16 protein-coding genes are annotated in these 15,600 nt (G+C 63.5%); 13 read left to right on the plus strand and 3 right to left on the minus strand.

Annotated features, from left to right (window positions below):
- Positions 1-224 precede the first annotated feature (224 nt).
- Together AC0L24_RS24180 and AC0L24_RS24185 are read left to right on the plus strand one after the other, a co-directional pair.
- Positions 225-842, plus strand: a complete 618-nt coding sequence (locus AC0L24_RS24180) for a hypothetical protein (protein WP_127809899.1) — start codon at positions 225-227, stop codon at positions 840-842.
- Between the two features lie 272 nt (positions 843-1,114).
- On the plus strand, positions 1,115-1,279 hold the full coding sequence (locus tag AC0L24_RS24185; RefSeq protein WP_127382248.1) for a DUF3309 family protein: 165 nt from the start codon (positions 1,115-1,117) through the stop codon (positions 1,277-1,279).
- A 334-nt stretch (positions 1,280-1,613) separates the two neighbouring features.
- Here the strand turns inward: AC0L24_RS24185 and AC0L24_RS24190 are convergent, their stop codons facing one another.
- Positions 1,614-1,871, minus strand: a complete 258-nt coding sequence (locus tag AC0L24_RS24190) for a hypothetical protein (protein ID WP_127268781.1) — start codon at positions 1,869-1,871, stop codon at positions 1,614-1,616.
- A gap of 84 nt (positions 1,872-1,955) precedes the next feature.
- Between AC0L24_RS24190 and AC0L24_RS24195 the strand changes: the two genes are divergently transcribed.
- The 10 genes from AC0L24_RS24195 to AC0L24_RS24240 all read left to right on the plus strand — a co-directional run bounded on the left by AC0L24_RS24195 (position 1,956) and on the right by AC0L24_RS24240 (position 11,036).
- Positions 1,956-2,225 (plus strand): DUF982 domain-containing protein, encoded by a 270-nt coding sequence (locus AC0L24_RS24195; RefSeq protein ID WP_128362957.1) that lies wholly within the window; start codon positions 1,956-1,958, stop codon positions 2,223-2,225.
- Between the two features lie 227 nt (positions 2,226-2,452).
- Positions 2,453-3,178, plus strand: coding sequence for a GntR family transcriptional regulator (locus AC0L24_RS24200; RefSeq protein ID WP_127809901.1), 726 nt, complete (start codon positions 2,453-2,455; stop codon positions 3,176-3,178).
- Between the two features lie 3 nt (positions 3,179-3,181).
- Positions 3,182-4,222, plus strand: a complete 1,041-nt coding sequence (locus AC0L24_RS24205; protein ID WP_127809902.1) for an ADP-ribosylglycohydrolase family protein — start codon at positions 3,182-3,184, stop codon at positions 4,220-4,222.
- Entirely contained in the window at positions 4,219-5,190 is a 972-nt protein-coding gene (locus tag AC0L24_RS24210; RefSeq protein WP_127809903.1) for a PfkB family carbohydrate kinase, read from the plus strand. Before AC0L24_RS24205 ends, AC0L24_RS24210 begins: the two co-directional genes overlap by 4 nt.
- Before the next feature lie 58 nt (positions 5,191-5,248).
- Positions 5,249-6,310: an ABC transporter substrate-binding protein gene (locus tag AC0L24_RS24215; protein ID WP_127809904.1), complete on the plus strand. Its 1,062-nt coding sequence runs from the start codon at positions 5,249-5,251 to the stop codon at positions 6,308-6,310.
- 65 nt (positions 6,311-6,375) lie between these two features.
- Positions 6,376-7,239, plus strand: a complete 864-nt coding sequence (locus AC0L24_RS24220; RefSeq protein ID WP_127809905.1) for an ABC transporter permease — start codon at positions 6,376-6,378, stop codon at positions 7,237-7,239.
- Positions 7,239-8,027 (plus strand): ABC transporter permease, encoded by a 789-nt coding sequence (locus AC0L24_RS24225; RefSeq protein WP_127270907.1) that lies wholly within the window; start codon positions 7,239-7,241, stop codon positions 8,025-8,027. The genes AC0L24_RS24220 and AC0L24_RS24225 overlap by 1 nt, the downstream gene beginning before the upstream one ends.
- Entirely contained in the window at positions 8,027-9,091 is a 1,065-nt protein-coding gene (locus tag AC0L24_RS24230) for an ABC transporter ATP-binding protein (protein WP_127809906.1), read from the plus strand. The genes AC0L24_RS24225 and AC0L24_RS24230 overlap by 1 nt, the downstream gene beginning before the upstream one ends.
- Before the next feature lie 239 nt (positions 9,092-9,330).
- Positions 9,331-10,581, plus strand: a complete 1,251-nt coding sequence (locus AC0L24_RS24235) for an aconitase X (RefSeq protein WP_127397684.1) — start codon at positions 9,331-9,333, stop codon at positions 10,579-10,581.
- Positions 10,578-11,036, plus strand: coding sequence for an aconitase X swivel domain-containing protein (locus AC0L24_RS24240; RefSeq protein WP_127397682.1), 459 nt, complete (start codon positions 10,578-10,580; stop codon positions 11,034-11,036). The genes AC0L24_RS24235 and AC0L24_RS24240 overlap by 4 nt, the downstream gene beginning before the upstream one ends.
- Here AC0L24_RS24240 and AC0L24_RS24245 read toward each other — a convergent pair.
- Both AC0L24_RS24245 and AC0L24_RS24250 read right to left on the minus strand, forming a co-directional pair.
- Positions 10,997-12,082 (minus strand): siderophore-interacting protein, encoded by a 1,086-nt coding sequence (locus AC0L24_RS24245; RefSeq protein WP_127809907.1) that lies wholly within the window; start codon positions 12,080-12,082, stop codon positions 10,997-10,999. The genes AC0L24_RS24240 and AC0L24_RS24245 overlap by 40 nt on opposite strands.
- A 2-nt stretch (positions 12,083-12,084) precedes the next feature.
- A complete protein-coding gene (locus AC0L24_RS24250; protein WP_127809908.1) occupies positions 12,085-14,223 on the minus strand; it encodes a TonB-dependent hemoglobin/transferrin/lactoferrin family receptor in 2,139 nt (712 codons plus the stop codon).
- A gap of 179 nt (positions 14,224-14,402) precedes the next feature.
- Here AC0L24_RS24250 and AC0L24_RS24255 point away from each other — a divergent pair, with 179 nt between their 5' ends.
- A complete protein-coding gene (locus AC0L24_RS24255; protein WP_127809909.1) occupies positions 14,403-15,347 on the plus strand; it encodes a heme/hemin ABC transporter substrate-binding protein in 945 nt (314 codons plus the stop codon).
- Positions 15,348-15,600: the final 253 nt, after the last annotated feature.

Consider the following 15,600-nt stretch of genomic DNA (forward strand, 5'->3'; position numbering starts at 1 on the left):
AGACGAGCAGAGTAACGTCCGATCATCAATGGCCTTATGCGCTGTTAGTGTAAAGAGAAATTATTCCAACTTTATTATAATTTTATTTCAGAAATTTTGTTGATGTATACCACGCTTCAGGTTGAGTATTCTCTCTCTGAAACTGAAATTCACCACCTCGCGTAGTTGATCTTGCAATCGGCCTCTCGCCAATTGCTTTAGCGCAACGACAACAGGAGAGTGTTATGGCTCACACCATCAAGACAGTCGCCAACATGTTGGCGGGTAGTGCGGTAATCTTAGCCCTTTCCCTGCCCGCCAATGCTGCGGGAATCGGCCTTGGCGTTGGTGCCTCGGTGGGTGGTAGCGGCGGCGTCAATGCCGGCGTCGGGGCTTCCGTTGGCGGCAGTGGCGGCATCAGCGCCGGAGTGGGCGCCTCGGTGGGCGGCAGCGGTGGTGTAAAGGCCGGGGCCGGTGCCAATGTCGGCGGCTCGAGCGGTGTCAATGCTGGTCTCGGCGCTTCGGTCGGCGGCAGCAATGGCATCAATGCCGGCGCGGGCGCCAATGTTGGAGGATCTGGCGGCATTGCTGCCGGCCTCGGCGCCAATGTGGGCGGGACGAGCGGCGTCGGCGTCGGTGCCGGCGTGGGTATTGGGGGCGGCATCAATCCGTCCAATCCGTCGAACCCGAGCAATCCGTCCAATCCGTCAAACCCCAGCAGGCCGAGCCTGCCGGGTGTCGTGGCCCAGATGTCGGATAGCAAGGTGGCGCGGATGAAGAAGCGCTGCGTCGACGTGCTCGGCAGCGAAGGCGCCTACGACCGCGACCTACGGCAACTCTGCCTCCTGATCGCGCGCCGCTGATGCTGGAGGTGCCGGGACTGGAGGTGCCGAACAGGCCCTGAGGCTCGGCCGCACGCTCCTGGCCTCCGGCTGGTAGGAAGGCCCGCCACACTGGCGGGCTTTCCGCGTTCATTGGCGTGCCGGTATCAAAGTTCTGGCTTGCATCACGTTGGATGGCCGTTTCCGTTGCCACGATCGCACGGAACGGTAGAGCCTTGGGAACGTTCTCGTCTTCGAACATCGCGGCCGCGATGTTCGACCCAATGCGTCAGCGCTAACGGGAGCTGAAAGCCATGAGTCTTGGAACTATACTGATCATCATTCTTATCCTTGCGCTGCTTGGCGGCTTCAGCGGCCTCGGCGGCGGCCCTTTTTATGGCACCGGTTACTATGGCGGCGGCGGCCTCGGGCTCGTGCTGCTCATCGTCATCGTGCTTGTCGTGCTCGGGCGCATCTAGCCAGGCCCGCCCGGTTGTCGCCGACAGATCGCAATCTCGTGAGCGCCCCCAATGCCGGCGCGCACCGGATTGTGATGCAGGCAAGCCGGCTTGTGATCCTGCACTCTGCAAAACTTTCGTATGGTCATTGCGGTCCACACCCCCCCCGTGGAAACAAGAGGAGAGGGTCCCACCCCTTGTCCTCCTCCAAGGCCCGCTCCGGTTCACCGTGGCGGGCTTTTGCTTGATGGGCGAGGGAACCGGCTTGCATCAAGCTTCAAGGAAAGGCGGGTGTTTTCTGAGAAGTCTCCGTTCTGGCTGCGGCGTTGAGCGCAGGCCAGATCCTGACGCCAGATTACTCCATGTCAGGTACGTCGCCGCTGACGAAGAGCGTGTTCGGCGGGCCGTATTCGCCTAGCGTCGGATCGGCCTCACGGCTCCAGGCGATGACGCCGGCATGCTTTGCCGCCAGAGCCTTGGCGGTGCGTATAGCGCGGTCTTCGCTTTGCTGGTCGGCGGGTCCAAAGGCTGGGAACAGCTCGCCATCCTCACCGCGATCGAAGGCGACCACGACGATCAGCCTGGGATTTTTCTGGCCACTGGAATCGGACATCTTGCACCTTTGGCGCGGAACCTATCACATTGCTCGGGGTTGAAGGCCGCGAATCGATGAATGCCGACTTTGGGGAGTGGCATCGTGCAAGATCAGCGTTTCGATGAGCCGGTCAGGATTGCGCTCGGCCGATCGCGAAACTCGATCTTCAACGTGGAGCGGGTCGCTCAGGCTGCAGACATCCTGCTGAACCGCTGGCCGGTTGCGACCGGGCAAAAGCATATGGTTGCCCGCAAGGTCTGTCTGGCCGTGCTCGAGGGAAAGAAAGAAGTCTCGGCGGCAAGGGCCACGTTCATCAACGCGGCGATCGAGGCGGACATCCTCGTCGAACCGCGTGAGGTGTCGATCCCGTAGCCTGCCCCGGTGAAATTGAATCAGGATCTGGCTCCATCCCCTTGGATGTGTGCCTCTTTTGGCGACGGCCGACCGGCTTTTCGGGGCTATTGACCTGCCTCTCGGCACGCCCTGCACGGTTATTCCGCCCATTCCGCTGCCTTTCGGTCAGTCTTCAGCATCCGTTGACAAGGCATCCGGGCCTCTGTATTGAACAGGATTATACAGGTTCATTGAACAGGTCCCTTATGAAACGGCGCGCGATTCAACTGTCTCCCGGCACGGGCAAGCCCGAGCAGATCGCCACCGTCCTCGAACATGAGATCCGCTCCGGCGTTCTCGGCTTCGGCGACCGCCTTCAAAGCGAGAACGAACTCGTCCAGCGCTTTTCCGTGAGCCGCAATACGGTCCGCAAGGGTCTCGAGGAACTGTCGAGCCGCGGGCTGATCACGACCAGGGTCGGTATCGGCTCGTTCGTCACCTTCGACGGCAAGCCGGTCGACGACGCGATCGGCTGGTCGCGGGCGCTGGCCGATGCCGGCGCCAATGCCGAGACGCGGACGCTGCGGCTGGAGGTCATCGAAGACCCCGATCTGGCTGCGCTGCTTGGTATCGAAAGCCCGTTCTTCATTGCCGTTGACCGGGTGCGCACCAACGCCAGCGACGGCCATGCGATCTCCATCGAGCGCAGCCGGCTGCCATTGTCTTCCGAGCTTGAGGACGTACCGTTGCGCGGACTGCGCGAGGGCTCGCTGCACCAGACGCTGCGCGCCGCCGGCCTCATTCCCGACCATGGCGAGGAATGGGTCGAGATCGAGATGCTCAATGCCGAGGATGCGGCCATCCTCGGTTGCCCACAAGGCACGCCCTTCCTGCGCGGGCGCCGGTTGACGCGTGCGGCTGACGATCGGCCGATCGAGTATGTCACCAGCCTGCTCAATCCGGCACATTTTGCGCTGCATATGAGGTTCTGAGCGATGTCGGATGCAACCAGCAAGACCATCGATCGCGCCATGGGCGCGCTTGTCGGCGGAGCGCTGGGAGACGCGCTCGGCATGCCGACGCAGCTTTTGTCGCCGGCTCGCATTGCCGAACTCTACGGCCATGTAGAGGATTTCATCGAGCCTGTCGCCGATCATCCGGTGTCGAAGGGCCTGGCCGCCGGAACCATCACCGACGATACCGAACAGGCGCTGCTGCTCGGCCGCATCCTGCTCGAATCCGGCGACCGTTTCGACCACGCGCGCTGGGTCAATGCGCTGCTCGACTGGGAGCGCGAGGTCAAGGCGCGCGGCAGCTATGATCTTTTGGGGCCGTCGACCAAGCGTGCCATCGATGCCATCAACAATGGCGTACCGGCCGAGGAAGCGGGACGCAGCGGCGACACCAATGGCGCGGCCATGCGCATCGCGCCTGTCGGCATCATGATGCCGCTTGAACCGTTGGAGACGTTCGTCGGCAAGGTGGCGGAGACTTGCCGGGCGACGCACAACACCTCGATCGCCATAGCCTCGGCCGCAGCCGTCGCAGCCGCCGTCAGCCGCGGCGTCGCTGGCGGCGGTTGGCGCGATGCTTCGGCCAGCGCGGTCGCGGCGGCGAGGCGAGGGGCGACGCTCGGACATTGGGTCACCGGCGGCGACATCGCCGCGCGCATCGTATGGGCGCAGGACATCGTGCGCGGCAAGGCGATCAGGGATGCGATCCGGCTGATCACCGATCTGGTCGGCACCGGCGTTGCCAGCCAGGAATCCGTTCCGGCGGCTTTCGCCGTGCTGGAAGTCGCCCGTGGCGACCCCTGGCAAGCAGCCATCATCAGCGCCAATCTCGGCGGCGACACCGATACGATCGGCGCCATCGCTGCCGGCATGGCCGGCGCCTGCACCGGCTTTTCCCGATTGCCGCAAGAGCACATCCTCCGGCTTGTCGGCATCGACTTGTCAGAGGTTGGCGCGCTCGCCGCCGACCTTGTCGTGGCAAGGGCGGCGAGAGCCGGTTCCAGCAAGGACGCGGCGGCGTGAGCGGCCGTCTCGTCCATATCGGCAGTGCCGTGGTCGATTATGTCTATCGCATCGACGCTTTGCCGGAGCCCGGCATGGAAAAGACGGCATCGAGCTTCGCCCAGGTCGCCGGCGGCGGCTTCAACATGATGGTGGCGGCCAGCCGCACCGGCATGCAGGTGGTGTTCGGCGGCCAGCTCGGCAGCGGGCCGAATGGCGACTTCCTGCGCGCCGCCTTCATGGCCGAGAACATCGCGACACTGACGCCGCCATCGCCCTTGATGGACAGTGGCAATTGCGTCGCCATGATCTCCAGCGACGCCGAACGCACCTTCGTGTCATGGCCAGGTGCGGAGAGCATACTCGGCCTCGAAATGATGGCGCCGGTCGCGGTGGCGCCGGGCGATTGGGTGTTCACCTCCGGCTATACGCTGAGCTACCCCAAGAGCCGCGATGCGCTCACCGACTGGATCGAGGCACTGCCGGACGAAACCCCTTTCGTCTTCGATCCGACGCCGATCATCTCGGACATTCCACGCTCCATCCTGTCGCGGGTGCTTGCCCGCACCACATGGCTGAGCTGTAACACGACGGAGGCGGCTGAGATCGCCGGTTCGGGCAATGTCCAGGCTGTCGCTGCACGACTTCTGGTCGACCATTGCCCACGGGCTGCGGGCGTGGTCATCCGCACCGGCGCGAAGGGTTGCCATATCAGGCTGGCCGATGGCTCAGTGCAGACCATTGCCGGCTTCAAGGTCAACGCCGTCGACACCAATGGCGCCGGCGACACCCATATCGGCGCTTTTGTCAGCGCGTTGGCGCGCGGCACCCCGCCCTTCGAGGCAGCGCGCTATGCCAATGCTGCGGCGGCCATTTCGGTTACCCGCCATGGTGGCTCGTCGGCGCCGACGAACCGTGAAATCCAGACATTCCTGAGCCATGCCGCCGATCCATCGGGAGCAGGCCGGACACAGAAGGCCAATGCATAACAGCTGGAAAAGCCTGACAAGCCCGGGAACCGGGCAAACCCACAGAGAGGAACCAACCATGCGCATGCCTGATTTGACTGCTCTGCTTACGGCGACCGCCGTCTTTACCTCCGCACTTGCGTTCGCCGCCAAGGCCGACGAAGTGCATGTGCTCAACTGGAAGGGTTACGGCGCCGACGAACCGTGGGCTGTCGAGGCTTTCGAAAAAGCGACCGGCAACAAGGTCGTCAACGATTTCTTCAATTCCGAACAGGAAATGCTGACCAAGATCCGGACCAATCCCGGCCTCTATGACGTGGTCATGATCAACGCCGCCTTCAACGACCAGGCGATGGACGGCAAGCTGATCCAGCCGATCGACGTCTCCAAGCTGCCGAACTACGCCGACATCAGCAAGGACAAGGCGGGATCACCGATGCTCGTCCACGACGGCAAGGTCTATGGCGTGCCGTGGGTATGGGGCCTCACCGCACTCGCCATCAACGACAAATCCTTCGACAAGCCGCCGACGAGCATCGCCGAGATGTGGGATGCCGCCCACAAGGGCCGCGTCGTCATTCGCGACGATGCCGTCGAAGCGGTGCAGTTCGGGGCCATCGCCACCGGCCAGAACATCAACGACATCAAGGATATGGATGCGGTCAAGTCGAAGCTCACCTCGCTGATGCCGCAGATCAAGACCTTCTGGAGCTCGGAAAACGACTGGAACCAGATGGTCGCCTCCAACCAGATCGACATCGGCACCTATTGGAGCGGCTCGGCCGACCGCGCCAAGACGCATTTCAAGCTGCCGGTCTCGCTGGTGGTGCCGCAGGAAGGCGCCGTCGCCTGGCTCGACGCGTTTTCCATTCCGGTCGGCGCCAAGAACGTCGCCGGCGCCGAGGCCTTCATCAACTACATGATCGACCCGAAATTCTACGTCGAATGGGTCACCAAGGTCGGTGCTCCCGTCTCCGCCAACAACAAGGCGGTGGAAGCGCTGCCCGAGGATGCCTTCAACCGCAAGGTCATGGGTGATCCCGAAGTGGCCAAGCGCATCCAGTTCCAGGCGCCGATCACCGATGCCCAGCGCGAAGCCTATCTGGCGCTCTGGCAGCAGCTTAAGGTCGACGTGAAGTAAGATCACAGCCAGGCCAGCCGGCGGTTCGCGTCGGCTGGTTCTTCCAATCCTGGGAGGAGGGTACCATGGCAGCTGCGACAGCGTCGCGAAGCGGGCTGAGATCGGCATTGCCGCTGCTGGCACCGGCCTATCTCTGGCTGACGGTGGCGATCTTCCTGCCGCTATCCGCTATGGTCTTCTTCTCGTTCATGACCGAGCTGCCGCTGTCGGGAAAGCCGTGGGCGTTCACGCTTGGCAACTATGCCGCCTTCTTCTCGCAGAGCCTCTATCTGACGCTGCTGCTGGCCTCGCTGCGCCTTGGCCTCGAAGTGACGCTATGGTGCATCGTCATCGGCTATCCCGCCGCTTACGTGCTGGCCAAGGTGCTGAAGGGGCGCAGCCGTGAGGCGATCTTCCTGCTCGTCATCCTGCCGTTCTGGTCGAATGGGTTGGTGCGCATCTTTTCCTGGGCGATGGTGCTGCGCGAGGGGGGCATCCTCGACACCGCGCTCAACGCGGTGCTGCCGTTCAAGATCAACATCGACCTGATGTACTCTTATCCGGCCGTCATCATCGGGCTGGTGCATTCTTATGTGCCCTACATGGTGCTGACCTGTTATCTCACGCTACAGGCTATCGATGACTCGCTGATCGAGGCCGGCCGCTCGCTTGGGGCGTCGCGGCTGCAGGTGCTGAAGCGGGTGATCATCCCGCTGTCCATGCCCGGATTGGTCGCGGGTGCGGCCCTGATCTTCGTGCCGGTCGTTGGCTCGTTCATGGAACCGCGCATCCTCGGCGGCCGCACCGGCACCTTCTACGGCACGATCATCGAGGACCAGTTCGTCGCCGTATTCAACTGGCCGCTCGGAGCCGCACTCTCCTTCATCCTGCTGGCCGTGGTGCTGGTCATCCTGGCGGTTGCCTCGCCGGTGCTGCGGAGGGCTGCGTGATGACGACGACCCGCATCCTCGAAGGACTCGGCCGCCTCTATATCTGGCTGCTGCTCGCCTTTCTTTATCTGCCGATCATCATCATGGCGCTGATGTCGTTCAACGTTTCTCCCTTCTACCAATTGCCGTTCGAATGGACGACCGAATGGTATGCTTCGCTGTGGCAGAACGACCAACTGATCGCAGCGACCTGGAACAGCGTCGAGATCGCGGTCATCACCACGATCATCTGCGTCGTGCTCGGCTCGGCGGCATCACTGGCGCTCTATCGCTATGAGTTTCGCGGCAAGAAGTTCCTGCAGGCGCTGCTGTTTCCGCCGATCGCCATACCGTGGCTGATCACCGGCACGGCGATGCTGATTTTTTTCTTCGGCGTCGGTATCGGTCGTGGCCTGCACGCGATCCTGCTCGGCCATGTCGCATTGGCGCTGCCCTATGTCATCGTCGTCGTCTCGGCCCGGCTGCAGACCTTCGCGCCGGAGCTGGAAGAGGCGGCGCGCTCACTAGGCGCCAACCAGTGGCAGGTGACGCGCCGCGTCACGCTGCCCTGGATCATGCCCGGCGTCATCGCAGGCGGGCTGTTCGCGTTTGCCGTTTCGTTCGACCAGTTCGTGGTGTCCTATTTCCTGGCGACGCCGGGCCAGACGACGCTGCCGGTCGAAATCTACGCCGCGATCCGCAAGGGTTTCACGCCCGAGATCAACGCGGTCTCGACCATCATCATTGTCGTGTCGATGGCGCTGATGCTGCTGACGGCGCGGTTCTTCAAATTCGGCGGAGAGAAATAATGGCCGGCGTGCAGGTATCTGATGTCTCGCGCAGCTTTGGCGCACACAAGGCGCTGGACAACGTCTCCATCGACTTCGCCGATGGCGGCTTTTACGCTCTGCTCGGGCCGTCGGGCAGCGGCAAGACCACGCTGCTGCGGCAGATCGCCGGTTTCGATTTTCCTGACTCGGGTCGCATCACCATCGGCGGCGAGAGCGTCGAGCGGGTGCCCGTCGAGAAGCGCCGTATCGGCATGGTGTTCCAGAACTATGCGCTGTTTCCCAATATGAGCGTCGCCGACAATGTCGCCTTCGGCCTGTCGGTGCGCGGCGAGGCCAAGGCAGTGATTGCGACGGAGGTGCAGCGCGCGCTCGATCTGGTGCAGCTCGGCAAACTCGGCGGGCGGCGTCCGCACCAGCTGTCGGGCGGCCAGCGCCAGCGCGTGGCGCTCGCCCGCGCCATCGTCACCAAGCCGCGCGTGCTGCTGCTCGACGAGCCATTGGGCGCGCTCGACAAGGCGCTGCGCGTCGACATGCAGATCGAGCTCAAACGTATCCAGCGCGAGATCGGCATCACCACGATCTTCGTCACGCACGACCAGGAAGAAGCGCTGACGATGAGCGACCGCATCGGCATATTGCGCGACGGCAGGCTGGTGCAGGAGGGGCCGCCGGAGGAGATCTATAACAGGCCGAAGAGCGAGTTCGCTGCCACCTTCCTCGGCGACGCCAACATTTTTCGCGGCGATACGACGGGCGATGGCATCCGGCTGCCGGACGGTACGGCGATTGCCGCCGGCGCGGGTGCCAAGCTTGCCGCCGGCGCCAAGGCGAGCTGCGCCGTGCGCCCCGAACGCATCCGCATCGCCACGGATGCCGGAGCACCGGATGGCACCGCCAACATGCTCAAGGGGCAGGTTTCCAAGCGCATCTTCGCCGGCAACAACAGCACCTATTTCGTCGAGCGTGGCGGCCAGACGTTGAAGGTGATTGTGCAGAACACGGGTGTCGACAGGCTGGCGGAAGGTCAGGACGTGATGCTCAGTTGGTCGCCGGAGAGTACGGTGTTGATCGCGGCGGGTTAAGTAGGACTGTGGAGGGATGGGATGGTTGGCGTTCCTTCGCGCCCCCCTCTGTCCTGCCGGACATCTCCCCCACAAGTGGGGAGATTGGCTTTGATAGCCGGTTTTCGCAAATCGCCGGCGTTGCAAAAAATGCGATAAGGCTCAAGCTGCCGATCTCCCCCTTCGTGGGGGAGATGCCCGGCAGGGCAGAGGGGGGGGGCGCTGCCCCGCCATACGATCGCGTAAATGGTGGAGTACTGATGACGCTTGAATTGACCGCACAGGACCGGTCCATGCTCGACGGCGAGCAGGGTCCGTCCGCCGCGGCTGCCATGAAAATCCTGGCCGCGTTTTCCAATGCTGTCGGGGCGGGCGGCCTGCTCGACATTGCCGGTGCTCATATCGACGGCTGTCTCTACCACGGCAAGGCCGGTCTCGATTTCGTCGAGCGGCTGGTCGAAGGCGGTGGCCGTGTTCAGGTGCCGACGACGCTGAATGTCGGTTCGTTCGATCTCATCCATCCCGGCATGGTCAAGATGCCGGCCGCCGAAGAGGTGCCGGCGCGGCGGCTGATGAAGGCGCATCTGGAACTCGGCTGCCAGGCGACCTTCACTTGCGCACCTTACCAGACGCGGTTCAGGCCGGAGTTCGGCGAACAGATCGCCTGGGGCGAATCCAACGCCATCGTCTTTGCCAATTCGGTGATCGGCGCGCGCACCAATCGCTACGGCGATTTCATCGATCTGTGCTGCGCCATGACTGGGCGCGCGCCGGCCTGGGGTCTGCATCTGAGCGAGAACCGGCGCGGCCGGATCCTGTTTGAGCTGGATGTTCCGGACGGCGAGCCGAGCGACAGCCTTTTCGTCGGCGTCGGGCTATTCATTGGGCAAGCGAGCGGCGACCGCGTTCCGGTGATTGCCGGCCTGCCGCAGCCGCGCGATGAGGATCAGCTGAAGGCGCTGGGTGCGGCGGCTGCAACGACGGGTGCTGTGGCGCTGTTCCATGCGCTCGGCATCACGCCGGAAGCGATGACGCTCGATGAGGCGTTCCAGGGTCATGCGCCTGACGAGACGATCCGCATCAGCCGCGCCGATATCGACCATGCGCTGGCCAGGCTATCGAGCGTACGGGATGGCGCGCCGGTGGCGGCCGTGTCGCTCGGCACGCCGCATTTTTCGTATGAGGAGTGGATGCGCCTGTTGCCGTTGCTGCGCGAGGCAGCACCCGGAAGGCGCATCCCGATCTACGTCAACACGGGCCGTGCGACCCTGGCGCGACTGCAGGAGGAGGGCGCGCTGGCTGGGATGGAGGCGTTCGGTCTGGTCCCGGTCGCCGATACCTGCACCTATGTCACATCGATCCTGGAACGCCTCGACGGCGTGGTCATGACCAATTCCGGCAAATGGGCGCATTACGCGCCGGGCAATATCGGCGTGTCCGTCGCCTTCGCCGAGATGGAGGATTGCATCCGTTCCGCTGCCGTCGGGCATATCGTGCGGAGCGCCTCATGACGCGACCGGTGGAACGAACCGGCACCTTTCAGTTGGCCGGCGCGGCCGAGGGCCAGGCGTTGGTGTTTTGGCAAGCGCTCAGCTTTTGGGGTGGCATCGATGCCGAGACCGGCAACATAACGGACCATTCGCATCCCGGTCTCGGCCAGAATGTCGCTGGCAAGATCCTGGTCATGCCGAGTGGTCGCGGCTCGTCGTCGTCATCCTCGGTCCTCGCCGAGGCGATCCGCAGGGGTACGGCGCCCGCCGGCATTCTTCTGGAGCGGCCGGACCCGATCCTGGCGGTTGGCGCCATCGTTGCCGAATTTCTCTATGACATCCGCATGCCGCTGGTGGTGTGCGATATTTCGAGCCTTGTCTCCGGTGATCAAATTGACATCGGCATCGGCAAAGACGGCGGGCCGATCATCAGAGTTCACCCCGCCATCAATCCAGCCGCGCCGCGCCGCCAGTAGGCTGCAGCCAGCGTTTGATCACGACCGAGGCCCAGCGTGTCGCGCCAATATTCGCGCACGATCTTGGCGGCGGCGGCTTCCGCCGCGAACCAGCCGAAGGCCGAACCGTCCTGCGGCCACGCTACCGAGCGGACAGCCTCGGCCAGCAATCTGTCCTCGCCCGCCGCCACGCCGTTCCTTGTCAGCCAATGCAACTCGATGCCCGTGGCATTGTTGATCGCTTGCCTTTCGCCATCATTGGCGATCTCGACAAAGGCGACGCCCTTTGTCTCGGCCGGCAGCGTCTCCAGCAGCCGCGCCAGCGCCGGCAGGCCGGTTTCGTCGGCGCCCATGAGATACCACTGCGCCTGTCGCACCGGACGGCCCACCGGCCCCATGATGCCAACGTTCATGCCGGGCGCGGCCTGCATGGCCCAGGCGGAGCCGACGCTATCGCCGGGATGGATCAGGAAGTCGACATCGATGATGTCCCTGGCCACGTCCAGCGTGCGGATGGTGTAGACGCGCGCCACCGGGCGCCGGTCGTCGGCGGGCCAAGCCGGCAGGCCATTGCCGCCCAGCACTGGCCACAGCGGATCGGGCACCTCCCTGGTCGGAAACAGCATGCGGATGTGCATGCCGCCGAATTTGGTGAAACGCGAGAGATTCTCGCCGGCCAGCCGGATGCGGCGCATGTGCGGGGTGAGGTCGCGAATATCCGTCACCACCATCTCGCGGAACTGGGCGAGGCTGGTTTCGCCTGAGAGATCGCCGGTCCAGACGATCTCGGGGTTTTCCTCCTTGGCGTAGACCTGTACGGCTGTGGCCAGCAGGTCCTTGATACGGGCGAGCCCGTCGCGGTCGGCGGCATTGGCCCGCATCACCAGCCGTTCCATGTCGAAAGAGGCCCCGCCGAAGGCAAAGCGGAAATCGATGCGCTTTCCCTCATGCGAGGCATCGGCCTCGAAGCTCTGCAGTCTGTCGCTGATGCTGTCCATGTAATCAGGCAGATGTCGCAGGTTGAGCTGTGCCTCACAGGCCAATTCACGCACCGATGCTTGGCTCATTGTCAGCCTCCGATCCTGCCGGTGAGGGCCACCTTGAAGGTGCGGCCCTTGCCCTGTTCCGTTGCCGCCGAGGTCGACCATGCGCTTTGCGGGTCGGTATAGGCGGTGTTGAAGACGTTATCGACGCCGAAATCGAGCTTGAGGTTGTCATTGACGCGCCAGTTGGCGAAGACGTTGACCAGGTCGAAGGCGTCGTCGACGACGATTGGGTTGTTCAGACTGGTGCGGCGGGTGCGGGTGATCTCGCCGATGCTGAGATATTGCGCGCCGATGGTGAGCTGGTCTTCCAGCATGCGGAAGCCGATCGTGGCCGAGAAGCGGTCGAGCGGCGTGTTGTTCAATGCCTGGCCGGAATAAACCCCGCTGACCACCTTGGCGTCGATGAGCGCGCCGGAGAGGTTCACGAAACCCCAGACGTAGTCGTAGACGATCTCCGCCTCAATGCCTTTCAGTCGCGCGTCACCAATGTTGGCCGCCGTGCGCGGCCGGACGGCCGTTGGCACGGTCAGGTCGGTTTCGATATAGTCCTCGACGTCGGTGTGGAAGACGTTGACCTTGGCGCGCAGGCGGTCGCCCTCGGTCAGCACCTCGTCATACTTCACGTTGATGCCGGCTTCCCAGCTCTTCGCCGTCTCGGGCTGGAGCAGCAGGTTGGGCACATAGGTGTCGTCTGAGCCATGCGCGCCGCCACCACGGAAGACATCCTGCAGGCCCGGTGCCCGGTAGCCCTCGGAATAGGTGCCGTAGAGCTGAAAACCTTCGAAGGGCGTGACGCCGACAGTGACACGCGGCGACCAGCGGTCGCCGGAGATCGAGGCTTCCTGCGGCGGCACGGTTTTGGTCTCGCCATCCAGCGTATAGCCATCGTAGCGCAGGGCCGTGATCACCTGCAGCCAGTCCTCGTAATCGCCCTGCCACTGCAGGAAGCCGCCATAGCCCTGCTGTTCGCCGGCGCCGAAATGCGCCGCTTCCGAGGAGGCCTCGAGATAGTAGTAATCGAGTCCGTAGGTCAGCGTGTGGGCTAGCCCCCAGGCGTCGAAGCGCGAGGAGTTCTTCACGTTGAAGCCCGAGGTGGCGACATCATAGAAACGGAAATTGCCGATCCCTGAGGCGGGCGCGACCTGCGTCTGCTCGGCGCGGGTGCGGTTGTGATAGGCATTGGCGCTGAAGTCGATCAGCGCGTTGTCGTCGGGCTTCCAGGTATAGGCGGCGGTGTAGGTCTGGTTGGTGGTGTTGGTGTCGTAGCGGCTCAGTGTCGGCGAGGTCGAGCCGCTCGATCCGGTGATCTGGTCGTTGTAGCGCTGCAGGATGGCGCCGAGCTTCAGCTCGTGGTCATCGGCCGGCCGCAGAGTCGTCTTCAGATAGCCGCTGGTCACCCGCTCGCCGGTCCATGGCACGGTCTCGCCATTGCCGTCGGTGTAGCTGTCGCGGTCGCGATAGATGAGGTTGCCGATGATGTCGGCATCGTCGCTGAAACGGTAGGCGCCGGTGGTGCTGGTGGTGAAGCCGTTGCCATTGTCCTCGTAGCCGAGCTTCTCGCTCAGCGCCCAGCGTTCATCCTTCTTGAGGAAATCACCGGCATCCTTGGTCTCGAAGGAGACGACCCCGCCGATGCCGCCCGAACCATAGGCGTTCGAAACCGGGCCGCGAATGACGGTGGCTTCCTTGATGAGGTCAGGTTCGACATAGAACGAGCCAGAACCATGACCGACGCGCCAATAGTCCTGGCGGGCGCCGTCGAGCGTCACGACGACGCGGCCATATTGTTCCAAACCGCGAATGTTGATGGCGGTCGCCGGGTCGTCGCCATTCATCGAGGCAGCGACGCCGGGCGTGGTGCGAAAGATGTCGGCGGCGGTGTCGGGCTGGATACGGTCGAGTTCGTCCTGATCGATGGCGCTGATGGCGGCCATCGATTCGATCACCGCCGTCTTGATCATCGTTGCCGAGATGGTGATCACGTCGAGCATCGTCGCCGGCTGGTTCTGTGCGGGATTGGCCGGCGCCAGGCGGCCGGCCTTGGCGGCGGCCTTTTTCTCCTGGTCCTGTTCCTGCGCGCTGGCAAAGGGCACAGCGCATAGGCCGAGCACGAAGGCGAGCGCGGTGCTCGCCATCAAGGTCGTGTTTGTTGTCGTTGTCATGCAGCCCCTAAGCAAAAGCAAAACTGCTGGCGGTGGCTGAAAAGCCTTGGCTGGCATGATTGAAAATCCCTCGACCAGGCGGGTCGGGGCAGGGGTCACATATTAAAACATGATGACATGAGTCAACTTTAATTTTATAGCCGACCGTCATCGAGAAGCATCTGGCACGGAGCAGCGGCATGGTCGGAAGTGTGGGCGAGGGCAAGAGGATCGGCTGGTTGCAACCAGGCAGGATCGCGGCGATGCTGCTTCTGGCGCTGTCGGTGCTGGCGCCTTCCTGCGGTTTCAAGGCGCTGGCCGCCGAGGGCGTTGTCGACGCGCTGGGACGAACCGTCGCGCCGGGACCGGCAACGAGGATCCTGACGCTGGGCTCCGACGTTACCGAGATCGTCCACGCGCTCGGCGCCGGCGAGCGGATCATCGCCGTCGATCGCGGCAGCAAATATCCGCCATCCGTGGCCGGGAAGCCTAATGTCGGCTACCGCCGCCAGCTTTCGGTCGAGGGGTTGGCGAGCTTGCGTCCCGATCTGATCCTGGCGGCCGAGGACAGCGGGCCGCCGGAGGCGGTCGAGGTGCTGAAATCACTGGCGATCCCGATCGTCTTCGTCCCGCAGGACAACACCCCGCAAGGCATCGAGCGCAAGATCACCCTGATCGCCGCCAGCCTTGGGCTCGAGGACAAGGGCAAGGTGGTTTCCGCCGAGGTGCTCACCGCCTTTCAGACGGCAGCCGATCTGACAGCAAAAATCCCGCCGGAGCGGCGCAAGAAAGTGGTGTTCTTTCATGGCCTTGTGAAGCTGAGCGCAGCCGGTGCCGGCACCTCGGCCGACGCCATCATCCGCTACGCCGGCGGCCGCAACCCGATGGATGTCGTGCAGGGCTACAAGGCGGCATCAGAGGAAAAGCTGATCGAGATGGCGCCTGATGTCATCCTGATGATGAGCGACGGCAAGGGTGGCCCGACGCCCGAGCAGGTGTTCGGCAACCGCGCGCTGGCGGCAACGCCGGCGGCGGCCAACAAGGCGCTGGTGGTGCTCGACAGCGCCTACATGATCGGCTTCGGCCCGCGCACATCAGATGCGATCCGCGACCTGGCGAAGGCGCTCTATCCGGAAGGGGAATGACGTCGCGAAAATCGCAAGGCGTTTCGGCTGGGCAGTACCAATTCGTCGTCGAACCCGTTGCGCTTGATAAATCCTGTCCGTCCGGATTTCTCCGGATCGGCTTCCGCCCGAACAAACTTGGCGGCTCGGCCTGAAACATTGGCACGATATTCTAAGCCGCTCGGTTGACCGTGAATGTGCTCTCCAGCCTATAATTATACTAAATTCATAGACTAACTGCGAACGTTCGAGGCGCTCGCACTTGGCCTGTGAA

The organism is Mesorhizobium sp. WSM4809, from assembly GCF_055811655.1.